Here is a 25,808-nt window from a genome sequence, read left to right as displayed (position 1 = left end):
ATTTTTAGATTTGATTTTTGCTTTTGATAACGAAGCAATTCTCTTCCCAAAGGGGAAGATTTTTCCCTTTTGGTAGTTAAGAACGTAATACTCCCATTAAAAATTGGTCAATAGAATCGTGAAATATCGGAACGCAGTGAGAATATGTTGCGAAAGTCTATTGATCAATTTTTAAGGCACTTAGAAAAGAACTGTCTGGTGCAGGTTTCCAGACCGTTCTTTTCTTAGTGCCTTATGGGACGTATTATGGTTCGTTACCAAAAGGAAAAATCGCTCTTCAATAGCAAAGCTTGCTTTGCTTTCCTTTTGTTTTTCACTCTTTTGTTCCTAGGGTTTTGGTTTCGATCTTCCATTGTCGTGGGATCGTGAAGAACCAGACAGGAACTTAGAAAGCGTTAGTAGTTCGCTATTTACACGATCTTTGTAAATGGCCAACTAATTACACTTTCTTGTTATCGACTGGTTTAGGTCACAGCGAGATGCCATAAATTGTTGGGGTGCGTCTTTTAGCAGCCGTACAAATTATGAGCAGACCTTTAGGCAATCCCGAAACGGTTTTTATATCTACATACTCTAAATTCTTGTTAGACTTACACCCATTTAAAAACCACAAGTGGTTTAAATTTCGATTATTCACAACGAAACCACTTGTGGTTCTAAATATCCACCTTCTTTTTGATAAATAAAAGTCACCGTATATTTGTAGCCGATAGATTTACTTCACCAAAAGAGCATTTTGTTTTTCTGTTACATGGCGATAATTCTGTAATGGTAATGCACGAATAAACCACAAGTGGTTTATAGTAGCCTGTTGCAACTTAAAACCACTTGTGGTTCTAAAGTTTACTCAAGCATAGTAATTGATACAATTTCGCTAACTGGTATCCGTCTATTTTTCACTGAATCATTATAGATAAGAACTTTGGTTCTAAAATCTATATCCTCAACGATACCCTCATGATAGTAAAACTGAGCGTCTTTCCATGTTTGAATTTTTACCGTACATCTTCGCTTCATGGCGATTTCCAATTCTTCTTGTATCAACTGTAAATCAAAATCGGTTAGATCAGGCTTCTCAACTCGATTGTCTTCCTCTCGCCAAGCCCGTATCATTTCAACGTGTTCTGGAAGAAACATGCCTTGCCACTTTATAATTCCTCGGTCTTTAATCTCTCCGATGTGCTTCATATTTTTATTCATTTTCATGTTTTTCTCTCCTTCCAATAAGAACGTTTGTTCCTATTATACCACCTCGATTAAAAGAATAATCTTCTCTTACAAATAAAAAAGACTTGAAGAATAAATTCATTCTTCAAGTCTTAGAAATTAAGATAGCTCTTTTACTCCGTATGCAACACATTCGAAAGTTTCACGTTCTCGGGTTTTCATATGATCTTCATAATTTTTTTCAAATATTTCAAGAAATTCTTCTTTAGAAATGATTTTTCCTGGTATCGAGAACAAATTCTCGTCAAACGATGAATTTCTAAATTCATAAAGACTAGCTGTCTTGAAGTAAGGATTCTCCTTTATATCAACTAGCATATCTCGCTCTTTCTTATCATAGTAGGGGATAAGGAAATCGGTAAACTTATCTTCAATGATCTGTGCCTGTTCCATAGCCTGTTTATGATTTTTTGCTTTAAAGATATGATCCGTATGAAGCATGAATTCCATTTCACCTTCAAAATAGTGGAAAGCGATTGTATAATCTTTCACCTTTATCAATCTCCTTTATTCCAGTTAATTAAAACTGAATTTGATTTTCTTCTGATTGTCCAGTTCTAAAATAGCGTCGAATTTCTTTCCGACTTTGCTTTCAAATCCCTTGATCTTAGGAGTCTTCTGTTTTTCGCAAAGACTTTTGATGGCTGCCACACTTAATTTTTTCTTTAATAAGACTTTCGGCAAGCTGAAATTACAAGATTGGCTACAAGCGAAGTTGTTTTTCTTCTCTAAAATATGACCGTTCTGACAAGCTGGACACTTACATAGAAAATCTTCTTCCTTTGATTCTTTGATGGCCGTTGAAATAAGTTCGGCTGATAATTTCCCTGGCACTTCCTGAATCATCTTTTCAACAAAAGAAGTGGTCTGTTTTACAAATTGCTCTTGTGACGCTTTGCCTTCACCGATTTTTTTAAGATATAATTCCCATTTTGCTGTCATAGACGGACTGGCTAACAATGTACCTTCAACCGATTCACATAGAATTTCACCTTTTTTGGTGACGTTCACAATGTTCTTTTTTACTTCTATATATTCTTGCTTCTTAATCGCTTCAATAATGTTAGATCGAGTGGCTTCAGTACCAAGCCCTTCAACTTCTTTTAAGATTTCCATATCTTCTTCATCTTGTACTGACTTACCGCACGTCTTCATCATGCCAATCAACTGACCCTCTGTATAAGGTTTAGCCGGCGTTGTGATACCTTCTTTTAATTTAATGGCTCCTAACACTCTTTCGTTATTTCCGAGTGCTGGCAAAGCTGGGGAGACCTCTTTTTTCTCTTCATTCGAAAATTCAGGCGTGTTTTTGAACAATTCCTTCCAACCTAGCGACTTTTCAGTATTTCCAGTCGTTTCGAACTCCAATTCGTTTACACCAGTAATGATTTTCGTTTCTTCATAGATATAATCTGAGTGGAACATGGCTAATGTCGTATGAAGAATTTCAAAGTACAAATTTCGTTCCTGTTCAGATAATCCATTTAGTGTACTTTCTGAAGGAATAACTTTTGTCGGCACTATGGCGTAATGCTCGGCTACTTTTGAGCCATCAACAAATCGTTTATTGGGTTCTGTACTGGCGACTTCAAAGGTTTTTTCTGCAAGCTTTTGTAATGAATCGACATTTTTCAGTAAGTAGGCAAATTCGCTGTCTGTAATGAATTGCGTGTCGGTCCTCGGATATGACACTAATTTCTTCTCATATAACCCTTGAACAAGCTTTAAGACTTCGGCCGGACTATAACGCCAATTCCTATTGGCGGTCGCCTGAAGGGTAGACAAGGCATGGAGTTTTGGTGACTTCGTGCGTTTTTCTTTTTTGGCTACAGACTTCACAATTCCTTCATTCTTTTCAGCAATTCCATTTTTAGAAAGAAGATCTTGAACCTCTTCTTTTTTATCGCTTTTGATTTTCGCTTTGCCTTTATACTTTCCATTGGCAGCTGTAAAAATTCCTTCAATTTCATAGAACGGTTTCGGTTTGAAATTCTCGATTTCTTTCTGACGCTGATAGATCAGATATACGGTCGGGGTTTGCACTCGTCCAACGGACAGAAAACCTTCGAATCCTTTTTGCTGAAGCAACAAAGTATAGAGAGGGGAGAAGTTCATGCCGATAATCCAATCTGCCATTTGTCGGGATTGGGCTTCAACAAAAAGATTGTATGTATCTTTTCCATCTTTTAATTGATTGAACCCTTTTCTGATCTCGTCTTCTTCCAGTGAGTTGATCCATAGTCGCTTGATTACTTTATTACTGGCATTTGCTTGATTGATAATCAATCGTGCGATGGCTTCACCTTCTCTATCAATGTCGGTAGCAATAACGATTGTGCTTGTGGCCTTCAACAATTTCGCAACCTCGGCATAATGAGATTTTTTGTCGACTGATACTTTATAGATAAATTTCTCTGGAACGATAGGAAGGTTTGATAAACTCCATCTTTTAAACTTCTCGTCGTAATCTGCAGGAGACTGTAATTCAATTAAATGACCAATCGCCCAGGTAATGATCGCACCATCTTTAAAGATTTCACACGGTTCAATTTCTATATGCGTTTTTGTTCGGCTCTTGATTTTAAAGGCACTTGCGTAGGCTTTTGCTTGGCTTGGTTTTTCAGCTAAAATCACCGGAAGTTTCATTGTCACTGTTATCACCCTTAAAGATATATTTTTTTGAAAAGGCCACAACCGTTTTTTCAGGTTGCTGCCGTTTCAAAAATTCCATCTTACAATTCTCTTCCATCACTCGCTCTTCTTCTAAATGGTTTTTTCGATTTATTTCGTTGGGAAGAATCGCTGAGTTCATTGGCATTTTGCAATTGATTCAGAACAGCGAACAACCCATCTGAAATGTTCTTAGAGTTATCAGCGATGCTTTGATAAACATCTTTTTCATTTCCATTGGCTTCAGATTTCTTAAATTCAGCTTGCTTCGCTTGCTCTTCGTATTGCTCTTGAATTTCAGAAACAAATTCTTTGATATTCAATTCTTCTTTTTGGTTATCGTTCAGCTTGTCGTACTCTTCCAAAACAGCGACTTTCGATTCGACATTCAATCCAGATATATGTTTTGGCTTCAACCCAATTCCACTAATTTGGTGGTCGATAATTGGCGTAATATCTTCAATGTATTTTTCATAATTCGCCTTCAACTCTGTGAAAGAACGTAGCTTAACGACTTCGGCTTTCAAGTCTTTCATCTCTTCAGGTCTTGTGCGATTTATCTTTTTAATTGTTCTATCGTAAATACCGATAGAAGTTAATGTATCTTTCGCCTGTTTCCATACTGGAACCTGTAGAGCCATATAATCATAATCTTTTTGTCTTAACGTAAACTCTTCATTAATCAATTCTTTCGGCAAGATGATATTGTGTTTACGCAACAAGTCCATTGCAAAATATTTCTCTTCATAGGAGAAATCATTAAGCAGTTTCGGATCGTACACAATACTGAACTCTGTGTTCAATAAATGCTTTTGATAATTAAGACTGATACTTGTGGCTGATTTCAATTCATTGAACTTCTCAAATTCGGCATTGTATTTGTTTTCACGTTCTTGCAATTTTAAAATGTCCTGTTTGATTTCAGTTTTGAACGCTTCTTTTGAGTAACCGAACTTCTCTACATACTCTGGACTTTCGCCAAATTTATTAATGAGATCGGCGTAAAGTTTTCGTTCTGCATGAATTTGAGTTTGCTCTTTTACAAGTTTTAAATTCCATTTGTTTCTGGAGTCTGAAAACTCATTATAAAGTTTTTGAGATACACCAAAATCAACATAGCCTTTCACACGATTAACAAGTAACTTGGTAGCTTCAATGTTTTTCGTATCTGGCTTGTTGTCGTATCTAAACTTATCTAATTTTTTAACAAGTTCTTTATCAGTTCTGTACTGATCAAGATGAATGACGTTTGCAAATTTCTCGTTATACTTTTTAATTTCAACATTCTTTTTCGCATAATAAGAAGTTGGTTCATAAGGAGTTTGCTCTTGTTCATGCGTCTTTTTCACTTTCTCTTCATACTGATATTCTTCACGAGTTAAACGGATAGTGGGTTTAATTTCTTTCCCTTGTTTCTCATATGATTCATGGCTATACCTTTTTCCTTTGCCAAACTCTTGAGATTTTTCATTAAGCTTTTCTGACCAAGTAGATCTCCATTGAACTAGCTTTTCAGTTTTATCCCAATCATTTAGTTTTACTGACTTTGTAACCTTCCAACCTTTTTCATTTAATATTTGATTACCATCCTGATTTAGTGAAGGAACACGTTTAGATTTTCTCTTTTCCCATTCGCCTTTTTCATTAAATTCACGAACAGTTAAAAGGATATGAGCGTGAGGATTGTTTTCTTCATCTCTGTGAATAGAAACATCTGCAACCATCCCTTCATCAACAAACGCTTCTTGAATATATTCTTTTGTTAGTTCTAATTGCTGTTCATTTGAAAAATCATTAGGCAGTCCTAGCAATACACTTCTAGCAATTCTAGCGTTTTCTCTGTCTTCAAACTTCTCAACTTCATTCCATAGTTTCTCTCTATCTAATGTCCAGGCCGGAGCATGGCTAGGTTTTAAAATAAATGATTCAGGCTTTACATTATGTGCTTTATATTTTTTAGTTAATCCATCACGTTCTGAATAGATCGATTCATCTGATCGATAAGCTGACATTGCTACTGCTGATTGTTTTGAACGATTTACTGTATTTGCACTGAACAAATAATAACCGTTAGCCATGCTAACACCTCCTTTTGATTTAGATAGATTTTAGATGAAGTTGAATTTAATCCAGAAGCCCCTGCGGGAAACCATTACAGACGCAGTTGGCTACGAAGTAGACCACTGCGTGTAAATGGGCACTCGCCTTTAACTCGTGACTTTATTATACCATTTTCTTCTTATATTTTACAATAATTTATTGATTAATGGGAGCAATTGGTATAAGGTGATAAATAACAAACATAGTTAATAAGAGAGGAAGATTAAACATGGTAACAAAAACATCAAAAGCACTATCTAAGAAAAAGGAAATGCAGGAGAAAATCGAAAAGATGAATAAAGAAATTAAAGAGTTAGAAATCAAGTCTCAACAAGAAATTGGAAAGTATCTGTTAAAAGAATGGGAAATTGATGACGATGTGGATAGCGAGATTCTGTTCGATATTATCCGTAGCTACAGTGATGATGTGAAGAAGCGGTTAAACGGAAGTGAATATGAAGAAGCAAAGGGAAACTACGAAGAGTCCGAAACACTACAGACCCATTCATCTTAATCAAGCGAAATAAACAACTGATCGAGCGTGAAAAAAACAGTTGGAGGAATATCATGGCAGACTTCAGAAAAGAAAGAGCCAACCGGCTAATCAATAAAGGTGCATTGCTTGAAAATTATTTTGAATGTGAAGACCTGTCCATAGAAGAAACAGAAGAATTGTTAAAAACTTTTTCTGCCTATGTTAACGAAAACAAGCCTTTGAAATTCAAAAGAAAGTCAGGTGAATAAGTATGTCCTCTGGAAACGTTGGTCAAGATGATTTAATTGAGATATTAGAAAATTTGTTTAAGGCGATGTCAAAAAGAAAAGCAATGCAAAGAAGTAAAAATGATAATGCTAAAGGCGCAAATGGACATATAAAAGCAGACCCATTTAATAGTGTTGATAGAGCTAGAATTAACGCTGGATTAGATCCCATGGATTCAAACGAAAAGTCTGTAGCTGCAGAAAAAAATATTCTCTTACCAGAAGATAGATTATCTAAAGAAGAAGATTTAATATATCTAAAAGCTTATTCGAATAACTTAAATTTAGAAAAATATAACCTGAAGTTAGACAGTGAAATGATAAATGAGAAAGAGTTAACTTTGAGTTTTAAAGGTGATGATAATGGGCCTGATACAATTAGATATTCTCTTACTTATAATTTAGAAGCAGATAAAGGTTCTATTAAAAATCATTACTTTGGTGAAGAAAAGGGTAGCTTCCAAACTCTCACATCTGTTGAAGAAAGATTTTCTAAAGAAGAATTGAAAAGTCACTATGAAAATTTATATCCTGACAAGATTATTGATTCTCAAAAAGATAGCGTTGGGAAAAAAATTAACTTAGTTGATTCAATGACTTCTTATGCACAAAGTCTGAATTTAGAGGGTTATCATCTTTCCAGTAAAAGTATTACTGAAAATAAAGCTATGCTCTTTTTTAAACACAAGGAAAACCCTGGCGATGTAAAAGAAGTTTCTTATAACCTTAAAACTGAAACTGGAAAGGTAACTCATTTACTTTCCAACAAAGAAAACAACTATGCTAATCAAAAAACAGTTTCAAATGAATTTGATAAAGCAGAATTAGAGCGTCATGGATTCGGTAAAACACTGGAACAAATCGCTTTAGAAAATGAAAAGCAAAAATTAAATACTGAAGATACCAGTGAAGAAACTGAAATCACTTATAACCAAAAAGTTTTGGATAGCAAGCTTGGCAAGAGTGTTACAAATCAAATTTTAGCTAATCCTGATTTATTGAAGGGTGCAGTCGCTTTATATCAATTGGGTTCAATGAGAAAGCTTCTATCACATTCTAAGGATCAATTAGAAAATCTGAATTCACTCTTGAATAAAAAAGATGCTAATTTTGAAAAGATTTACGAAATTAAAGATAGTCTTTCATTGCAAATTGATGCTCTTCAAGAAAAAGTATCGGATTTGGAAAAGAATCAAGAAACTAGTAAAACCTATGAAAAGTTGAATGAAGGATTTCAAAAAGATCAAGACGATCAGTTTGAGAAATCCAGAGAAAATACACCAACTCGAACAGTTGAGATTGAACATAGCCTTTAAAGAATATCTTTTGGGTTGTCCTGACAATAAATCAAAAATAAAAACCACAAGTGGACTTTTAAAAGTCTCTTGTGGTTTTTTCTCTCTTTCTTAATTTATTCATAAAAAAGGAGTTATTTTTTACTTTTAGAGAAAATTTTCTTTATGAAATTCTCGAACCACTTGTGGTTTATTTTTTATCGAATCACATAAAACCACTTGTGGTTTTATGTATCTCCATGGTAAAATAGAGTTATATCAATCATAGATGTTCGGAAAAGGGGAGACTGAAAATGGCTAAAAAAATTACGATTGCAAACTCAAAAGGTGGTGTCGGAAAAACCACAGTTAGTTCCATGCTTGGATTCCAATTTTCGAAAAAAGGTGCTAAAGTTTTAATCGTTGACTTAGATCCTCAATCAAATACAACTCGACTTTTTCAGAACACCTTCTATAAAGGAGAGAGTCAAGACTTCACTACACTTTTTGAAGGTCTTGAAGCAAAGGACCTTTCAATTGCGATTCACAAAATAAATGAAAACTTACATTTGATTCCTTCTTCTCAAAATACGGTAGACTTTAGCAGACTACTGACAGAAAAAAGTAAATATACTTTTTTGAGAAAGTACATCGAGAAAATCGAAGGGGACTATGATTACATTTTCTTTGATGTTCCTCCGACAATCTTTAGTGACTTTTTAAATAATGCGTTAGCAGCTAGCGATTATTTTATAATACTGACAGAAACATCGAACTTCTCTTTTGAAGGGATTCAAGATTTTTATGATGCTGCCTTACGCATTCATTCAACCGTTAATGATTCCCTGGACTTTCTCGGTGTTCTAATTAATATGAGAGAAGATGATGATGAAATATTTGCAGAACTTGATGAAAGATATAACCTTAATGATAGGGAAACGTATTTTACAACTGTTATTCCAAAACGGAAACGACTTGCTAAATATATGTCTAATGGGATGTATAAGCGAAAAATAGAATCAGCTATTGAATACGATCGCTGGGATAAAGAAATCATGGCTATCTTTGAAGAATTAGCCGAAGAAGTTAAAACGAAGACAGGAGGTCACATTGAATCATGAAAAAGCTTTCAGGTGAATTATCGACATCACAAACGCCTAAAAAAAAATCAACCACTTTGACACAAGGGATTGATTCAGAGAAAACAACTTCCAGAAAAATATTTTTGAGCGATTACAAGCTTCTCGATCTCTACGCTTGGTCTACTGAACAATCAGTAACCAGCGCGCTGAATGATGTTCATAAAAGGTTAAAAGAAGCAGTCGAAGAAAAAGGATCTTCCATTCTGAATCCAATTTCAAAAGAGGACATTGATGGTGAAGCCCAAAAGAACATTCGTATTTCTGCGGAATTTAATCAGTACTTGAAGGATTTATCGAAAGAGACAAAGATTCCGGCAAAGTATTTGCTGACGGTTTGTCTGAAGTATTTTAAAGAAGAATTGGTTTTAGAGATTAAGAAGAAGCAAGATAAGAAGTATGATATACTATGAATTAATTGTCAATTTACTTGAAATTCCCTTAAATTAGAACAGAAAAAAACCCCTGAGTTACTTAATTATTGGTTAGTTTGGCGACAGTCAATAATTAAGTATCGGAACAGAGGGATTTTTCAAAGAATATATATCTCTGATAATATCATGGTAGTCTCTTGAATTCAAGGGAACCGACTGTTTTCTTATCTTATAACCTTCTTTGAATTTCCTTAAAGTCTGCAACAGGGGAAATCAAATGGAGGTTTTTTTAATGGAAAATAATAATTACGTCACGATTTATGAGGAATATCAACACAAGTTTTTTCAGTTACCACAAGTTTTCTTTGTAAGTGAGAAATATAAAGATATGTCAAACAACGCAAAAGTTGCTTGGGCTATCCTGCGAGATCGTTCTTCCCTTTCAAGAAAAAACAAATGGTTCGATACTGATACTGGACGAGTATATTTTATCTTTAAAAACGAAGACCTTATGAAAATACTAAATATAAATAGTGAAGCAACTTTGGTCAAAGTAAAAAAAGAATTAGTAAGTGCAGGATTGATAGAACAGTTTAGACAAGGCTTCAACCGTCCAAACAAAATGTACTTACTATATCCTGAAATTGTAATTGAAGATATATACAAGATTGATGAGTTTGAAAATTACAGAACCGAACCTGACGGAACAGTTAATCAAAATAATATAGAAAATAGTTCAACCTTAGAGCCACAAGGAACTTTAAAAAATGAAGCTCCAAAAATTGAAGTTCCGGAACTTCAAAAAATGAAGCCTAATAATACTGAGTCTAGTAATACTAAGGTTTTGAAAGATTTAGATACTAAAGATACTAAAGATACCAAAGAAGATTTATCAGAAAAATCTAAGGGTCATGAAGCTGAAAGACAAAGAAAGAGAAAAGAACTAATGGAAAAGGCTTATCGTGAAAATACCACAAAGATACCTTTGGAGATCAGCGAGGTCTTAAATATTTTCTGCGATTCTGAACAACAAAGAACCGAATACTATAAAGCGATGATTACTGCTAAGAAAAATGCAGAAAAACATTTATCCTTCAATTTACTCTTTGAAGATATTCCTCAATTGGCTAATATTATGGCACAATCATTTATTAGAGCTGTTAGAAAAATAGAAAACAGCAAGAAAAAAGTTGATAATCCCTCTGGTTATATTTATAAAAGTGTTTATCAAACACTCTGTGACAACTTCAGACCTACCCAAAATCTTCCAACTTCTGATTTAGAACAACTAGAAGAATCAGAAGTACCAAACGAGGAAGTTAGATTTTATGATTGGTTACAAGATAGGAATTAACCTAAAAAAAAAGTAGGCTGCCTATCTCGTAGGCACTCTACTTTTTTATCTTTAATTACCTGTATTATACTTTTTTTAATTATTATTTCCTTTTTCTTCTTTTTTGTATTGGGATTTCAATCCACTCGACAATAGAAACCTCATGGCATCTGTGCGATTTAAGAAATGATAATCTACGGTGAAATCATCAATTTCCGATAACAATTCTTCATTGAGCTTTAAATGAATGCTTTTCAACTGTGTCTTTTCTACTGGGTTATCATCTTTTTTCAAAGGAATCACACTTTCTAATAGATTTTATACTCATTTTTGTATGATTAATTGTATCACATATATGAGTGGTGTATAATACCCTCATATGATACCTGAGGGTATCTATTAAGTACACGTTAAACACGATTTGAAAGGAGTTGATAAAATGTTTGATTCGTTAAATAATCTCTTAAATACAATTTTTATTGAGTTTAGACAGTTAGGAATGACGATTTTTGCTATCGGTATGCTTGTGATGGCGGTCTTGACTGCGATGGGTGGAGAAGAGAATAAGCGTAAATTCCAAAGTGGTTTTATTATTTCTGTTGTTGGCTTAATCGTCTTCTTCTTAGTTAAACCAATCATCGAATTCTTTAGAACAAACTTGATGTAGTCTTCCATTCCTTAGGTAATGTCCAAAGCACTTTGTCGTTGAGTATTCTTTAACGGCAAGGTGTCATTTTTTAAATGAAAGTCGGTGACATTTTGGAACCTAGCGAAAATTATATTTATCAAAAGAAAAAGTTAAGACAAGAAGGTTTGCTTGAAATCCCGATGGCCGTTGATTCCTCACGCTACTTCATCGGAACGTTCCGGCTAATGGACATTGTTTACACAATCCCCTTTTTGATTGTTTCCATCATCATTATTTACTTTTTAAACGATACTGGAAATTTAAACAGCAGCACAGCTGTTTTTGCATTCACTCCTCCTGTCCTTGCTTTAACGGTCCTTTGGATTAAGCACCCCGATCGGAAGAATATTTCACTGGTCAATACGATGTACCAGCGAGTGAAATTTGCACGAAGTAAAAAACTATATGAATTAACGAAAGAAAGGACTGAAGATGTGCAAAATGATATTCGGTCACAACTAGGCATATTCAATATAGCTAACGATTGTTTCGAGACACTTGAAAACACGCTTGTGAAAGTCGTGGAAGTCTCTAGTGTGAATTTGACGGGAATGTCCGACAATGACAGAAACAAGACGCTAAGTGCATACCAGGCGTTTTTAAATGACTATCCGTTAGACGCTTTCCCATTGCAAATGCACCAATTCTCAAAACCGATAAATTTAAAGAGTTATTTACAGTTTGTTCATGAAAAAGCTGATAAAGAAAAAAATTATGTAAAGCGCATGTTGAATGAAAGTTATATCAACAAAACGAACGAAATCCAGAAATCGAAAAAAATGGTTAGTAAAGCTCGATATATCATGATTTCTGAAAAAGTCGGTGGAAATAAAGAAAAAGCGCTGCAAAAAGTAAGTACAAAAGCTGAAACAATGGTTTCAGGAATTGAAAATATGTTGAGTGAAAAACATAAATTAAATGCTCATGTATTAAACAATGAGGAATTATTTGACTTAATCTACTCTTCAATTGACTACGAAAATGCACAAATTAAACAAGGAATGAGAAAGTCTTCCTTCCAGTCTCCGATTACCGTTGGTCAAAAGACATTTGAAGAAATGCAGAAAAGTTGGCAGGAAGAGAACGAATTTAAAATCAATTAAATTCTGTTTAAAGGGTGATAACAATGTTGAAAGAGTTGGTTCGGAAATTCAAAGTAGGTAACAAAAAACCAAAAGAAGATGAATTTGATTTTGAAGGCACATTGAGAGAAGACAATGTGATAACCAATCAAATAGCACCAGACAGTATAGAAGTTGGCGAAACGTACATTCGTTCAGGAAACAACTTCACCAGAACCCTTGTCTGTGTTGATTTTGAGCCATTGATTAATCAAGAGGATATACGAAGTATCTCCGAATTATCCGAAACAATAACAGTGGTTCAATACTTAAATGTTTACGATACTTCAAAGGTCCATTCGGAATTATCACGCTCGATCAAGCAGAACAGCAACAAATTGGAATCTGAAAAATTATCTCAATCCGTAAAAGAAGATGCGATGGCACAAATTGAATCAGCAAGAAGCTTGCTCCGGCAATTGGTGAGGCAAAAAGAAAGAATGTTCATGTTCCAGTATTTAATCCATATCGTTGCTTCAAGTTCAGATGAACTTGAAACCGTATCTACTCTTGTTAAGACAAGGGTTGCTCCGATTGGAAAATTAATTTTTCCGGTTACAAGAAGCAAAGACGCTTTCGACAGTTTTCTGCCGTTAGTCAAAAACAAAGTTTATGACTTATCTTATCGTGCCATGAACAGTGAAGCTGTAAGTTTCTTTTTCCCTTTTCACGAAAATGAAATTTTCGATGATTACGGGATTATCCAAGGGAAAAACATTGATACTAATAATATCGTGATGATAAATGATGAAAACTATTTAAATAAACACGCTGTCTATATCGGTACTACGGGATCTGGAAAATCGACAGCGATGTTTTCAAATATGATGCGTAAATATTCGTTTGGAAGTCGCATTATTGCGATTGACCCGAAAGGTGAATTTGGAAGACCGTTTAAGGAATTGAATGGGGAATGGGTGAAGTTCTCGCTTGAAGGTGGAGGGTCCATCATTAATCCATTTGATTTACCGAATTATGCTTTTGAAGAACAGGACGGACACATTAGAGCAACAAAACCGTTGTATGACAAAGTTTCTACCCTAATAACCATGTTCCAGTTAATGTATTCGGATATGACTGATTTAGAAGCTGACGTTCTATCGGAATTGATATTAGAGCTTTATAAAGATAAAAGATATGGCGTTTCCATCGATATTGATACTGATACTTCTGAACTTGGAAAAACCGATTTTCCGATTATGGAAAATTTATATGATTTGTTGGAACGGAAGAAAACAGAGAATACAGAGCTTTATGGCGTCCTTGCGAACTTCCATCAAACCCTGCGCTCATACGCACTAGGAACGTACTCAAACATCTTTAACGGCTACACAAACGTTGATGTGAAGAGTGATTTGATTGCCTATGATTTGTTTTCGGTTTACAACAATAAACGCCTGCAGAAACCACTTTATTTCTTACTTCTTTCATCTTTGCGTGATGAAATCATGAATGGCGATAAAAAATCAACGCAACTTTATATTGATGAAGCCCATATCATAGCTGACCCCAAAATTACGGTAGCAATGGAATATCTATATGAAATGATGAAAGTGGTTCGGTCATTCAATTGCGGTGTCACTTCAGCAACTCAACAGATTCAGGATTTTCTAAGTGCGAAAGATCAAAACCGAAATTATGGGGAAGCCGTTATTTCGTTGTCGGTCCAGCAATTAATTCTTCCCATGCAGAAAAAAGAAGTCATGTTCGTTAATAATGAAATGTACTATGACTTTTCACAAGATGATATTGATTTCTTAGAGTTTCAGGAAGTCGAACGTTCCGCAAAGGCAGGTAAAGGATTTTTGTTTGTCGGTAGTAGAAAAGTGAAAATGAAAGTCGAATTGACTGAGTTAGAACATGAGCTATGGATAAACAAAAACTACAGTGCGATAGAAAATAAAGGGATTTAAGCCGTATGGAGAATGTCAAAGGCATTTTATCAACGGTTGCTAAGTCACTGGTCACAAAGCTTCTATTTTCTACTGTGGGTTTAGTTGGTTTGGTCGTCCTTTTAATCATCGTCATCATAGCAGCTGTGTTTTCTTCAGATGAAGAGACAGGCAGTGGGCCGATTGGTGGAAAGGGCAAACAGTTACCTGAAAGTGTATTACTTTGGGAATCTGATATTACTGAAGCGATGGAAAAGCACGAATTAGATAAAAAGTATTTATACGTAATGCTCGCGATTTTAAAGCAAGAATCTAATGGTGATGTTGCAGGCACGAACGGAGATATTTTTCAATCCTCAGAAAGTAAATGTGGGTCAGTTGGTTGTATCAAAGACCCTTTGGAAAGTATAGATCAGGCTGTCATTCACTTTAAAGAAACGGTGAAAATGTCTAAAGACAATATGGAAGTTGCGATTCAGTCCTATAACTTTGGGAATGGATTCGCTACATGGACGCAAGAAAACCATGACAATAAATGGTCTCCTGAAATAGCCATCGAATTTTCTAAAATGATGATGAAGAAAGTTCCGAACCCTGGCATTTACAAATGTCATAGACCAGAAGCAAAAGACAGTGGGGCATGTTATGGAGATATTTTATATGTACCTGCCATCTTAGCTTTTCTTCCAAATGCTGAAGGTGGACCGATTGAATTTAAAGGTCAATTGGGAATGCCACTTTCTCCGGCAATAGTTACATCGGAATACGGTGACAGATTTCACCCTGTCGATAAAGTATGGAGACTACACGCCGGAATTGATTTTGGCTGTGTCGGTGGTGTCACCAAGATTCAAGCAAGCCAAGACGGTACGGTTGAACGGGCTGATTGGGCTGGCGGTTGGGGGCAAATGGTGTTTATCAAACACGCTGATAATCTTTACACTCGTTACTCTCATTTAAGTTCAATGGCAGTTAGTGCAGGTGGTAGCGTAAATGCTGGCGATGTAATCGGCATTTGTGGAAATACAGGAAAATCAACTAACCCTCACTTGCATTTTGAAGTTCAGACAAATGAATCACAACAATCAACAGTCAATCCTCGTTCGTTATTAGGAATCTAATATGGTGGTGAGAAAATGAAGAACAAAATGACTTGGGTTTTAGGTATAGTCGCAATTTTATTGATGGCAGCACTCTTTGTTGGTTACAACAAAAGTGCTTCCTATCAAGAGGAAATAGTCGAACTCAACACAAAAGTAAGTTCACTGGAATCAGAAAATGAAATGCTGTCTATCGAAAACGAAGTTTCAGAAGAAAATACGTTTGACGAAGATATTCAATGGTTTGTCGAAAGTATCTACGAAATATCTGATACTAAAGCTCTCTACGATGCAATTAACGAATCAATAACAGATCCCGTTGCTCAACAACTCTTTGGCGATAAGTTACCACCTGAAGCGTCCAGTTTTTCAGGAGAAACTAGTGTTGACCGAAAAGTAAGTGATGTAGAAATATACGGTCATTATGTAATGAATGATGAATACAAAGCATTAGTACAAGCAACTGTAAGTTATATGTATAAAGAAGAAGAGGTTTTGAGCAACGTTATTACTGAAGTTACCTTGATTAAAGGAAGCAATGATGTGTGGCGTGTAAGAAAATTCGAAGAAAAAGCAAATGAATAGGAGTGTTGAAAATGAGTAGGAAAAAAATTGGTGTGGCAATCGTACTAGCATGTATCTTAATTATTGGTTTTACAGCATATTCCGCAACAGGGGGATTTGAAGATAATTTAGAAGAGAGAGTTATTGGCGAATGGTCTGTAGTTCCAGAAATGGACGGTTGTGACCCTGATATAGAGAACGGAGTAAGGATTAATGAAAATGGAACAATCGAAGGAGTATTAGGTTTCACGAATTATGGGATAGAAGAAACTGATCGAGAGAGTGGTTATTTAATAGTTGATGGTGGTTATGAAGATTTAAGACGCTACACGATTCAAATTGATGACAAAGAAATTTTAACTATGCATAACGAAAACGTTTCAGAAGGATTAATTTGTAAATTTGAAAAGGTGGAATGATTAGCATGAAACTAAATCAGCTATTCAACACGATCAATCGGATAGAAGGTAGTTTAAAGACTGTTCTTTTCTCAAACAAGATAGATAAAAAGAAAGTGTTGTTTCAGCGAAAGTACAATCGAGAAATGGGAATTGATGAAATCGAGAAATATAAGTTTTCCCTTTTCACTGTCTACGTTCTGATTGCAATGGTAATAATCTTAATTCCCTTCATTTTGATATTTACTTGATCGGAATAAACAGGGGTGATAACAAATGAAATTTTCTAGGAAAAGAATGAAGATAATTTCACTAGCAATGATGTTTGTCTTTCTATCATTCCCTCTTAACTCGATGGCCGACAGCTTAAACCGGGGAGACGTTGAATTTCAAAAGACGGGCGATGAACTAAGAGACGAAATATCAGGTGATACTAAAGAGTTAAATACGCATGGAGTCAAAGAAATAGGAGATAAAGCAGGCGATTTTTATGACGCTTATAGAACTGAATTTGATAGATGGGCTCAAGAAGTTCCTGGCGGTGAAGTATATCGAGAACTGATAAAACGATACAACTATCAAAAAGGAAATTTCGAGTGTGGAAAATTCGATGTCATGTGTCACATTGTCAATTTTGGATATGTGACAGGTTCTTCTGTCGTGAACGCCTTTCTTGCTCCCATTTCTAAACTGGCAATTGAACCTGAAAAAATCTTGAATGATACCACACTTAATAAATTCAAAGATGCGTTCAATACATTTACTGTTTCTCTTTTGGCTGTATTTGTTGCTTTTCAGATTATAAAAACATACGCCTTCAGAATGACCAATCATTCGGATACAGGAAATGTGTTAAGTGAAAAAGTTATCAAAATCTCTATCGCTAGCATCTTGCTATTCGGCTACGATTTCTTTTTCCAAATGATTTTAAATATCCAGTATCGAGTGAACTACGGAATTTATAATTACTTGACCAATTCTGAAGAAGTGACAAGTGACGTTATGTTAAATATGCTCCTGACTCCAAATGGCACAATGTTTGTCATTATGATTTTGCTATTAGCTGTTCTAATCGCTGTCCTGTTCTTCCAAATGATTTATTCTTTTGCGATGGTGTCGCTATTTTATGTAGTCGGTCCAGTAGCTATTACAACGATGGTAAATGACGATTACAACATGTTTAACCTCTGGCTGAAGACAATTATTTCAAGGTTTTTAACTCTTGCCTTACAAGGTCTGACGGTCGTTCTTTGTTTGAGTTTTGCTTCGAGAATCGACTTTATGACAGAAGGGGCAAGCATTACAGACCAATTCTTTGAAAAAATCGCTGCCCTCGCGTTTTTGGTGGTCGGTATAAGTATTCCGGCATTGCTGAAAGAATTCGGTAACAGTTCAGGAAGTGGTAAAGGTGTTATCAGTGGAACGAAATCAGTTACACGTTATATGTCCATGAGAAAATGATGTGAGGTGAAACGGAATGGCGAAATTTAAAAAGGGTTGGCTAAAGATTTCAATTGTTGCCATCATAGGGGCGTTAGTTCTGGCTTACGTCCTATTGGCTTATCTCTATAAATTTATCGCTCTTGAAGAAATCGACTTGATGGGTGCAGTGTTGCAACCTTTGAACGTCTACGAAGGTATTATGGCAGATGAAAACTTGAAGGTGATTGTGCCGTTTCTCCCTTTCCTTTTGATTGGCGGTGCTTTGTATCTTTTGAGAGAGAGTATATTCAATCTCAAATATGATGATGCTTCAAAGTTCGGCGTCAAAGGTTCGGCTAAATGGGGGAACCCATTAAATCTCATGAATGGTAAGGTTTTAGCGGTAAAGGGAAAGTATGGTGATTTGAATAAATCACTGGCACTGCCTGAAGGGATTATTCTAGGTGTTGCTGAAGGTACGAAAAACCCATTGATTCTTCATGATAAATCGAACTTAGCAACGAAAAATGTTTTCGTGAACGGTTCATCTGGTGCTGGTAAAGGTCAGGCATATGTACTTCCCAACTTAATAAATAACAGAAGTGAAAGCATGATAGTTGTTGACCCTAAGGGTGAAAACTACGCTTTAACATCTCAATTAAAAAGAGACCAGGGATATAAAGTTTATCTAGTTGATTTTAGAAATTTTGAGTTTGCAAGATATAATCCATTGGATTATGTGAAGAATGATGAAGACGCACAAAAGGTAAGTAAAATTATTTCTATGAATAGCGTGGGCGATGGAAAAGAAGATTTCTTTACTGAGAGAGCTCAAAAACTTTTAGCTGGACTAATCAGCTTTGTTAAAACCGAATACCCTGACGATCAAGCGAATATGGCCACCTTGATTGATGTATATACAAAGAATGTAGCTGACGCTTCTAAGTGTGAGAAATGGCTATACAATATGTCCGATGAACAACCGGCGAAACAGTTACTAGTTAGTGTTTTAGCTGATTTGACTTCAGAAAATACACGTTCTTCCGTTACTTCCAGTTTTCAAAGTGCGATTAGTATTTTCCAATTAAATCGAGTAAAAAAAATGACTTTGACTAGTGATTTTACTTTTGATGATTTTCCAAAGGAAAAAAGTGTGGTTTATGTAAAAATATCAGCACCTTCAAACCCATACAAATCACTAACTAGCGTGTTTTTCTCTCAAATGATTGAACGATTCTTTGAAATAGGCGATCAAGATCCATTAGGACGATTGAAAACTCCTGTACATTTTCTGTTAGATGAATTTCCGAATATCGGGAAGATAGACAGCTACCAAGAGACTTTAGCTTTATGTCGTGGCTATCGGATTTATATGCACACAATTGTTCAAGATGTATCTCAGTTAGAACAACGAATTTTGTATGGAAAAGAAGTGACAAAAGCCATTCTTGCTAACCATTCGGCTAAATTGATTTTAAAAGTTGGCGAAAATGATGCCGCGAAATATTGGTCTCAATGGTTCGGTAAAACGACAATTAGCTATAAAAGTGTAAGTTCTTCTCATTCAAAATCAGGGAAAACCACAAACACCAGTAAACAATATGAACAAATTGATTTGCTCCCTTCCACTGATTTAATGGGAATGGACGATGAAAAAGCTTATTTGCTTTTAAGTGGTCACGATCCGATAAAAATTGATAAAGCATGGCAATACAAGCTTTATCCTGATTTGTTGGCCGACAAAAATAGAGAACCGAATTACTTGAAAATACGTCAATCGCTCGGCTTTAAAGAAAAACCTGTTGATGATGTATATGGCTTTTCTAATGATGATTCCGTTAATTTATTTAAACAGTATCGAAATAGAAAAAAGGGAACGATTGAAAGCCTTGTTAATGACATAGAACCAGAAGAAATGAATGAAGCTGAAGAAATTTCAAAATCTACAGATTTAGCAACAGCAGCAGCAGAAAAAATGATTGAAGTTGAGCAATATGAAAACATAGCTTCGCAATTTCAAGAATCATTCGACGAAAATGATGCTCTCACTGAAAGTGGCAGCGTCATAGAATATGGCACACCTATTTCAGTTGATGAACATGACAAGTTAGCTGAAGCGTTCAGTGATGAAGATCCAGAAGAAAAAACAGAAGACAGTAACGATTCTGCTGAAGTTGATGCTTCTGCAGAAAGCAGCAGCGTCGACGAACCCGCCAAAGACCATGCCGATCAACTCGATGATATGGAAGAAAAAGAGGAAGTGGAAGATAAATTCTCTAATCTTTTATCTTTCGATATAGAAGAAGAATCAGAAGAAGTACCAGAACCAAAAAAGAATGATAAAAAAGATGATACTGAAGATACTCCTGAAGATTTACTAAAGCTTCTTAAAATGTAATAAAATCTTTCTCAAAGGGTGATAACAAATGTTAAGAAAACTAAACAGATTTGGTGAGATTGAATTTAGCAAAAACGAAGCCTTGTTCACAATGCCGTTGATAAAATTAGGAACAGAAGAAATTGAGATTTTAGAGGAAAATTACCGTCTGAAGGCAAAAGAGTTAAATCATGCAGATACTTTCGTTTATGCCAATCATATCAGTTCAATTCGAGACAGAGTACAATTGGCGTATGATTTAGAAGGGTGTATGGATTTCCACCATCTTCATAGATTCAAATTTAAAGATGTACTGTACTACATGGAAACGATGGTTGATATTGCAAATGAAAATGTAAATGTTCTGTGGGAACGAAATAACTTTGTCGTAGATTTAACAGAGAAAAAAGTGAAAGCTATCCTTTTTGAATTTGATGGATTTATTGTTTACAAAAAAGATTCGGCATTTGAGGGATTGAAAGAATTAATTCTCTTAGCATTGACCAAACATCATGCAATTTTGGGGAAGCCTAAAAGAAGTGATTTCATCATCAAAGAAGAAGAAGTGTTTCAGTTTGCTGAAGATATTTTAAAAACTTCTTCAATTGAAGAGGTTTCTCGTGTTATTTCCTCGATGATTAGAGAAATCGAGTACAGAGAATCGCAATTAGAGGCCGACAAAAAGAAAAAGCAAGAGGACAGTAAGTTAAATCGTTTTGCTGGTCGATTTAAGAAAGCACCTGTGGTAAAAACTCCTGAAGAAACGCTGAAAGAAAACCTGAATACTAATTTTGATCGAACCCAAGCAAAGGAAACTTCTAAAGAATCCTTTATGGACAAAATGACTTCGCCTAAAGGAATGTTTACCACTATAGGTGTCCTAGCACTAGTTGGACTAATTTATTTCTTGACCGATATTGAAGGCGGTTCAGCAAAAGCGAACCAACTTCAGGAAGTGGAAGAAGAAGTGAAAATGAAAGAAAAAGTAACTGAAGCATATCGGCTTTATATTTCTAAAGATGAAGCTGATAAAGAAGTTGCTTATGCAACGCTGGATAGCGTAGGCTATGAGAATTTAGCTAAAAAGGATAAGGCAATATTGATTGACTGGTACATCGAACAAGCGAAATATTCGAAAGCCGTTGCTACTGATCGAGAAAGTTCGTATGCTGTGGGTGATTATCTGGTAGCTCAAGAAAATGGATTAGAAGAATTAGAAGAGTTGGCTGGGTCAATTGAAGAAAATGAAGTTCTAGCCTTTGATATAGCGTCAATGCAAAATCAGTATCAAATCATGATTGAAAATAGCGATATTCGCTTTAATGAAAGACGGGCAAAGAAAGTCGTTGAAGCCTTTGTTTTAACAAATCAAAGTGAATCTCTTGGGACATTGATTGATGCGAAAAAAGAGGACGAAGCAAGCTATGATAATCTCATGAAGTTCTCTGATAGATATCTAGCAAGTTACATGCAAATGCGGGATCTGGCCGAAGAAAAGAAAGCTAAAGATTTGGAAGTAGAAGAAGCGAAAAAGAAATTTGATGCCGAAAAAGATAAAAAGAAAAAAGGGGAATTAAAGAAAACCGTTGATGCTTTAACAAAAGACTCCGAACAAATAAAAGCGAAAATAACTGAAATTGAGGAATCAATTAAAGAGAATTAATCTTTTCTCGCAATGGCTGCTATGATAAAATGAACAAGTTATCACCCTTAGGGGGTAGGAAAAGGAGTCACCTTCGGGTGGCTCTTTTTTTGTGTTATTATAAAACCACATGTGGTTTGAAAACACTTTTTACTTTTTAGTTTTTTCACATATATACTTGTTATATACAAGGGGGCAAAGAAAATGGAAAACTTCACTGATCGTATTATAATTAAAAACGGTGTACTGCTGGATAAGAAAGATTTAATTCAGTTAGAAGAGTTATTAAAAAGTGGGGACATTAATACTGATTACGGAGAGTCGTTGCAGAATAACAGTATTTTTAAAATCACAATTAATTATCTAAAAGAGGGAAAAGAAGCTTCTTTTAGGATTAAGAGTATGAGTGAATTAAAAAGCGACCATGAGAAAATTGAAGTAAATTTATTAATAATAGAAAAATTAGAGTTTGGAAAAAATGGTTTGAAAAAAAGAATAGAATTAGCATTCACTAAAAATACTGCCTATGCGGAAGTAATAAGTGATGATATTCTTTGGCTTAAAAGTAAAGTGTTTTTATTAGAAGATTTCTTTAAGAGACGTGAATCAAATTCCGGGAAATATAATACTTGGATTAGTGAGAAACTTTTTATATATGTTGGAGTGACGGCAGGTATTTTAGGTGGAATAGGCTTTGGATTTAAAGAACCTAATTTAATAATAATTGCGGCTACGCTTCTAGTTTTATCTGGAGTAATATCTAACCCGAAAATAAGAAACAAGCTTTTCCGAAAACATCAAATTATGTTGAAAGAAAAAACGGCAGAAAAAGAGAAAGTTAAAAAAGATAAACTACCATTAAAAATTCTGATATGGTCTATAAAATATGTGATACTTCCTTTTTTAGTTTCCTTAGTTGCAGGAGTCGTAATAGATAATTTAAATTGATTTAGTGAATAACCTTGTTCTTTCCTAAGATACCGTTATAAAATTAAAATTGCATAAGTTTAAAAACCACAAGTGGTCTTTCTAATGATAGACCACTTGTGGTTTTTATTTTTGGGAAATCTGTTTCTTTATCTTATATACTGTATTTCGAGAAACGCCTATGTCCTTAGAAATATCTTGAATACTTTTCTTTTCTTTAAGAAGTTCAACGATTTTTTCATAAATAACTTTGTCCTTACCAATAGCATTTGCACTGTATTTCACAGGTCTGCCTTTGAATTTACCTTCTCTTTTGGCTATTTCAATTCCTTGCTTTTGACGTTCCAAAATATTCTCTCGTTCCTTCTCGGCAAGGTAGGAAAATATGTCTCTTGTGAGGCCCATAATAAGCTTTTCAAGTCCGTCCTGATATTTGCGTGTATCAAGTATCGGAACATCTAAGACGACAATATCAACTCCTTTATCTATCAACTCTTGCCACTCTCTATCAATCTCCTGTTTATTTCTCCCTAAACGATCTAACTCTCCAAAGACCAATACATCTTTTTTTCTTAGAAATTTTTTCATTCTTATATATTCTTTTCGATTAAAATCTTTACCAGATTCATGATCAATAAAAATTTCTTCGCACCCGTACTTTTCTAAACTATTAATCTGTCTCTGGGCGTTTTGTTTTTTAGTGCTGACTCTCACATAACCAACTAACATCTAATCACCAGCTTTTTTATTTTATTTCTAAAAATTTGTATTCTAGTTTTTCATTCTGTTTTGGTCTTTCTTTTTCGAAAACTTCATCTTTAAAGAATTCCGATAGGGTCAGTCCAAATCCTATGGCGATTTTATCAAGCGTATCAAGTTGAGGGTTTTTAGTTCTACCCTGTCTTAGCTCTGACAAAGTGGTTTGATGGACGCCCGATCTTCTGATTAGTTCGCTCGTTTTCCACCCTTTTTCAAATAACAGATTATCAATTCTTTTGATTACAGCTGCGCGCAAATTCATATGATTTTCCCCTTTCTATTAAAACAATTAATGACCAACTTAAAATGAACAGTAAATTCTCTTTAGTATACTATAAAAGCTATTGTTTTTTTAGACTACGGTCTAAAAACCACTTGTGGTTTAAATAAGTTTATTCACTTGTAATTTCATTAGCTTTTCTTAAATAGAGGATTATTAAAACTTAAATCAGTGTAGCTTTACTAATCAACTAGAAGACGCCCTTACAGCTCAATACTGTAAAGGCGTTTTTTTTACTTTAGAAAAATCGAATCATAAGCGTTTTTATTTAGTTTTTACCCACTTTCGACCCGGTTTCCGAGTCGGCGGCAGACAATCTCCTTTATCAATCTTTACTTCTCGGAGATTAGATACTTGACCTCCACGGAGACCGACTTCTGTTTATGTGCCTGGCGGTTTATTGTCAGTACCAGGTTTGATCAATTCGCTCATTCTATTCTCCTCCTATTATGAAGATAACTAAATTAAAACGAAAATTCTAATTTGCTAAGATTAAAATAGTATTCTCAGACTAAAAATAAAAGAGATGATGGAACAAACACTTCAGAATCGCTTACTTCATTTCTTGAAAATTATTATTAATTACTTCCAGAGTTTTTTGGCGCATATCTTTTAGCTTATCTTGATTTATAGACTCTAAAAAATCTTCCTCTTTTTCTCTAGGTTTTACATTAATCTCTATATCTAATTCTAATGCATCTAACAACTTAATTAATGTTTGTAATTGTGGTACTGCAATACCACTTTCCATGCGAGAAATAATATTTTGGGTTACTCCTGATTTTCTAGAAAGTTCACGTTGAGATATGTTAAAAAAGATACGGTATGCTCTTATTTTTGAAACTAAAGTCTCTATTATAAAGCGATCAATGTTTTGTGCAGCTTCCTTTCTGTGCATTTGCTTTAACGTATACATAATATTCTCTCCTAAGGTTCATATTTCATAAAGTTAAGAATCATAAAAACTATAATTTATTAATAAGTATAGTTATAAAAGTAAAATTAAAGATTCTTTTGTGAGTGTATAAGCTTTAGTAAATTCTCACTAATCATTTCAATATTCCTCCTAACATAATTAATTAATGGTTCATTGAGTGTGTTCGTCAATCAAATTAACGATGGAATTATAGTATTGAGGTGTCAATCTGATTATTAGTAATCATCGATTATTGAAGTACTCCATTTTTTAATGTAATGGAATACTTCAATCAATGTTTAGAATCATCGCACGCCAGGCCATGATATAAAATTAAAGATACGAATTTTTGATTGATTTGGCTTTCTTGATTTCCCCATCTGGAGTTGTTGCCCTTTTTTTCGTAAAGCCATTTGTCACTACTATGATGTTTTTTTCATAATAGAAGAACAGCACCCTGTGATCATCAATCCGGATTTGCCAAAGTCCATCCGCATTAGTTAAAGGTTTGATATTCTGAGGCTTCTTTCCGCCTTTTAGCATATGTTCACCAAACATTTCTAAGTAAACGAGATCATTTTTCAACTTCTTGTAAGCGATACGATCTGTTCTTTCCATATCATCAATCCAGGCCTGGCAATTGCGAGATCCATGATTATCGATTATTACTTTCATAATCATTTCCCTCTCTGGTTGATTTTTTAATGATATTCAATTGTTCAAAATGATACTTTCAAAGATATCAATTTGCTTAATTATATATTGTAAAATATATAAAGGCAAGAAATTGTATTTTAATTTCTAGTTGCGTATATCTTTTAACAGGCGTGTTGATTAACCAAT

The 25,808-nt window shown here is 34.7% G+C and carries 25 protein-coding genes and 1 pseudogene; 16 read left to right on the top strand and 10 right to left on the bottom strand.

The window, feature by feature from the left end; all coding sequences use genetic code 11:
- Positions 1-843: 843 nt before the first annotated feature.
- The 4 genes from ACRC6Q_RS19100 to mobQ all read right to left on the bottom strand — a co-directional run bounded on the left by ACRC6Q_RS19100 (position 844) and on the right by mobQ (position 5,975).
- Positions 844-1,206 carry a YolD-like family protein gene (locus ACRC6Q_RS19100; protein ID WP_431467256.1) on the bottom strand — a complete coding sequence of 121 codons (363 nt, stop codon included), beginning with the start codon at positions 1,204-1,206 and terminating at the stop codon, positions 844-846.
- A 120-nt stretch (positions 1,207-1,326) separates the two neighbouring features.
- Positions 1,327-1,719, bottom strand: coding sequence for a hypothetical protein (locus ACRC6Q_RS19095; RefSeq protein ID WP_431467255.1), 393 nt, complete (start codon positions 1,717-1,719; stop codon positions 1,327-1,329).
- Between the two features lie 24 nt (positions 1,720-1,743).
- Positions 1,744-3,873 carry a DNA topoisomerase 3 gene (locus ACRC6Q_RS19090; RefSeq protein WP_431467257.1) on the bottom strand — a complete coding sequence of 710 codons (2,130 nt, stop codon included), beginning with the start codon at positions 3,871-3,873 and terminating at the stop codon, positions 1,744-1,746.
- 86 nt (positions 3,874-3,959) lie between these two features.
- Positions 3,960-5,975, bottom strand: coding sequence for a MobQ family relaxase (gene mobQ, locus ACRC6Q_RS19085; protein WP_431467254.1), 2,016 nt, complete (start codon positions 5,973-5,975; stop codon positions 3,960-3,962).
- Positions 5,976-6,226: 251 nt separating this feature from the next.
- On the opposite strand from mobQ, the gene ACRC6Q_RS19080 reads away from it, so the two are divergent.
- The 6 genes from ACRC6Q_RS19080 to ACRC6Q_RS19055 all read left to right on the top strand — a co-directional run bounded on the left by ACRC6Q_RS19080 (position 6,227) and on the right by ACRC6Q_RS19055 (position 10,900).
- The gene (locus ACRC6Q_RS19080) at positions 6,227-6,511 is read left to right on the top strand and encodes a hypothetical protein (RefSeq protein WP_431467253.1); all 285 of its coding nucleotides are present in this window, start codon (positions 6,227-6,229) and stop codon (positions 6,509-6,511) included.
- 53 nt (positions 6,512-6,564) lie between these two features.
- Positions 6,565-6,741 carry a hypothetical protein gene (locus ACRC6Q_RS19075; RefSeq protein WP_431467252.1) on the top strand — a complete coding sequence of 59 codons (177 nt, stop codon included), beginning with the start codon at positions 6,565-6,567 and terminating at the stop codon, positions 6,739-6,741.
- Between the two features lie 2 nt (positions 6,742-6,743).
- Positions 6,744-8,075, top strand: a complete 1,332-nt coding sequence (locus ACRC6Q_RS19070) for a hypothetical protein (protein WP_431467251.1) — start codon at positions 6,744-6,746, stop codon at positions 8,073-8,075.
- A gap of 272 nt (positions 8,076-8,347) precedes the next feature.
- Positions 8,348-9,154, top strand: a complete 807-nt coding sequence (locus tag ACRC6Q_RS19065) for a ParA family protein (protein WP_431467250.1) — start codon at positions 8,348-8,350, stop codon at positions 9,152-9,154.
- A complete protein-coding gene (locus ACRC6Q_RS19060) occupies positions 9,151-9,585 on the top strand; it encodes a hypothetical protein (RefSeq protein WP_431467249.1) in 435 nt (144 codons plus the stop codon). Before ACRC6Q_RS19065 ends, ACRC6Q_RS19060 begins: the two co-directional genes overlap by 4 nt.
- 253 nt (positions 9,586-9,838) lie before the next feature.
- Positions 9,839-10,900: a replication initiator protein A gene (locus ACRC6Q_RS19055; protein WP_431467248.1), complete on the top strand. Its 1,062-nt coding sequence runs from the start codon at positions 9,839-9,841 to the stop codon at positions 10,898-10,900.
- Positions 10,901-10,975: 75 nt separating this feature from the next.
- Here the strand turns inward: ACRC6Q_RS19055 and ACRC6Q_RS19050 are convergent, their stop codons facing one another.
- Positions 10,976-11,173, bottom strand: coding sequence for a hypothetical protein (locus ACRC6Q_RS19050; RefSeq protein ID WP_431467247.1), 198 nt, complete (start codon positions 11,171-11,173; stop codon positions 10,976-10,978).
- A gap of 145 nt (positions 11,174-11,318) precedes the next feature.
- On the opposite strand from ACRC6Q_RS19050, the gene ACRC6Q_RS19045 reads away from it, so the two are divergent.
- The 10 genes from ACRC6Q_RS19045 (at position 11,319) to ACRC6Q_RS19000 (ending at position 23,031) form a co-directional block, all read left to right on the top strand.
- Positions 11,319-11,546, top strand: coding sequence for a hypothetical protein (locus ACRC6Q_RS19045; RefSeq protein WP_431467246.1), 228 nt, complete (start codon positions 11,319-11,321; stop codon positions 11,544-11,546).
- Positions 11,547-11,620: 74 nt separating this feature from the next.
- Positions 11,621-12,670 carry a hypothetical protein gene (locus tag ACRC6Q_RS19040; RefSeq protein WP_431467245.1) on the top strand — a complete coding sequence of 350 codons (1,050 nt, stop codon included), beginning with the start codon at positions 11,621-11,623 and terminating at the stop codon, positions 12,668-12,670.
- Between the two features lie 23 nt (positions 12,671-12,693).
- The gene (locus ACRC6Q_RS19035; RefSeq protein WP_431467244.1) at positions 12,694-14,601 is read left to right on the top strand and encodes a VirB4 family type IV secretion system protein; all 1,908 of its coding nucleotides are present in this window, start codon (positions 12,694-12,696) and stop codon (positions 14,599-14,601) included.
- Between the two features lie 5 nt (positions 14,602-14,606).
- On the top strand, positions 14,607-15,701 hold the full coding sequence (locus tag ACRC6Q_RS19030; protein ID WP_431467243.1) for a lysozyme family protein: 1,095 nt from the start codon (positions 14,607-14,609) through the stop codon (positions 15,699-15,701).
- Positions 15,702-15,716: 15 nt separating this feature from the next.
- Positions 15,717-16,265, top strand: a complete 549-nt coding sequence (locus ACRC6Q_RS19025) for a hypothetical protein (protein ID WP_431467242.1) — start codon at positions 15,717-15,719, stop codon at positions 16,263-16,265.
- An 11-nt stretch (positions 16,266-16,276) separates the two neighbouring features.
- Positions 16,277-16,663 (top strand): hypothetical protein, encoded by a 387-nt coding sequence (locus ACRC6Q_RS19020; RefSeq protein ID WP_431467241.1) that lies wholly within the window; start codon positions 16,277-16,279, stop codon positions 16,661-16,663.
- A gap of 255 nt (positions 16,664-16,918) precedes the next feature.
- Positions 16,919-18,103 carry a conjugal transfer protein TrbL family protein gene (locus tag ACRC6Q_RS19015; RefSeq protein ID WP_431467240.1) on the top strand — a complete coding sequence of 395 codons (1,185 nt, stop codon included), beginning with the start codon at positions 16,919-16,921 and terminating at the stop codon, positions 18,101-18,103.
- A gap of 16 nt (positions 18,104-18,119) precedes the next feature.
- The gene (locus tag ACRC6Q_RS19010; RefSeq protein WP_431467239.1) at positions 18,120-20,462 is read left to right on the top strand and encodes a VirD4-like conjugal transfer protein, CD1115 family; all 2,343 of its coding nucleotides are present in this window, start codon (positions 18,120-18,122) and stop codon (positions 20,460-20,462) included.
- A gap of 28 nt (positions 20,463-20,490) precedes the next feature.
- Positions 20,491-22,104, top strand: coding sequence for a hypothetical protein (locus tag ACRC6Q_RS19005; RefSeq protein ID WP_431467238.1), 1,614 nt, complete (start codon positions 20,491-20,493; stop codon positions 22,102-22,104).
- Positions 22,105-22,287: 183 nt separating this feature from the next.
- Complete coding sequence (locus ACRC6Q_RS19000; RefSeq protein ID WP_431467237.1) at positions 22,288-23,031, top strand: hypothetical protein; 744 nt, start codon at positions 22,288-22,290, stop codon at positions 23,029-23,031.
- A 105-nt stretch (positions 23,032-23,136) separates the two neighbouring features.
- On the opposite strand, the gene ACRC6Q_RS18995 is transcribed toward ACRC6Q_RS19000, so the two are convergent.
- From ACRC6Q_RS18995 to ACRC6Q_RS18975, 5 genes and pseudogenes are all read right to left on the bottom strand, one after another.
- Complete coding sequence (locus ACRC6Q_RS18995; protein WP_431467236.1) at positions 23,137-23,739, bottom strand: recombinase family protein; 603 nt, start codon at positions 23,737-23,739, stop codon at positions 23,137-23,139.
- Positions 23,740-23,755: 16 nt separating this feature from the next.
- Positions 23,756-24,031, bottom strand: coding sequence for a helix-turn-helix domain-containing protein (locus tag ACRC6Q_RS18990; protein WP_431467235.1), 276 nt, complete (start codon positions 24,029-24,031; stop codon positions 23,756-23,758).
- 282 nt (positions 24,032-24,313) lie between these two features.
- Positions 24,314-24,418, bottom strand: a pseudogene (locus ACRC6Q_RS18985) (YjzC family protein); the annotation flags it as partial.
- 184 nt (positions 24,419-24,602) lie between these two features.
- Entirely contained in the window at positions 24,603-24,965 is a 363-nt protein-coding gene (locus tag ACRC6Q_RS18980) for a helix-turn-helix domain-containing protein (protein WP_431467234.1), read from the bottom strand.
- A gap of 333 nt (positions 24,966-25,298) precedes the next feature.
- Entirely contained in the window at positions 25,299-25,640 is a 342-nt protein-coding gene (locus ACRC6Q_RS18975) for a type II toxin-antitoxin system RelE/ParE family toxin (RefSeq protein ID WP_431467233.1), read from the bottom strand.
- Between the last annotated feature and the right edge of the window lie 168 nt (positions 25,641-25,808).

Origin of the sequence: Planococcus sp. SE5232 (assembly GCF_050686535.1) — a bacterium.
Taxonomy (GTDB): domain Bacteria; phylum Bacillota; class Bacilli; order Bacillales_A; family Planococcaceae; genus Planococcus.
The sequence above is the reverse complement of the archived record's forward strand: the minus strand, read 5'-3'. Positions and strand labels throughout refer to the sequence as shown.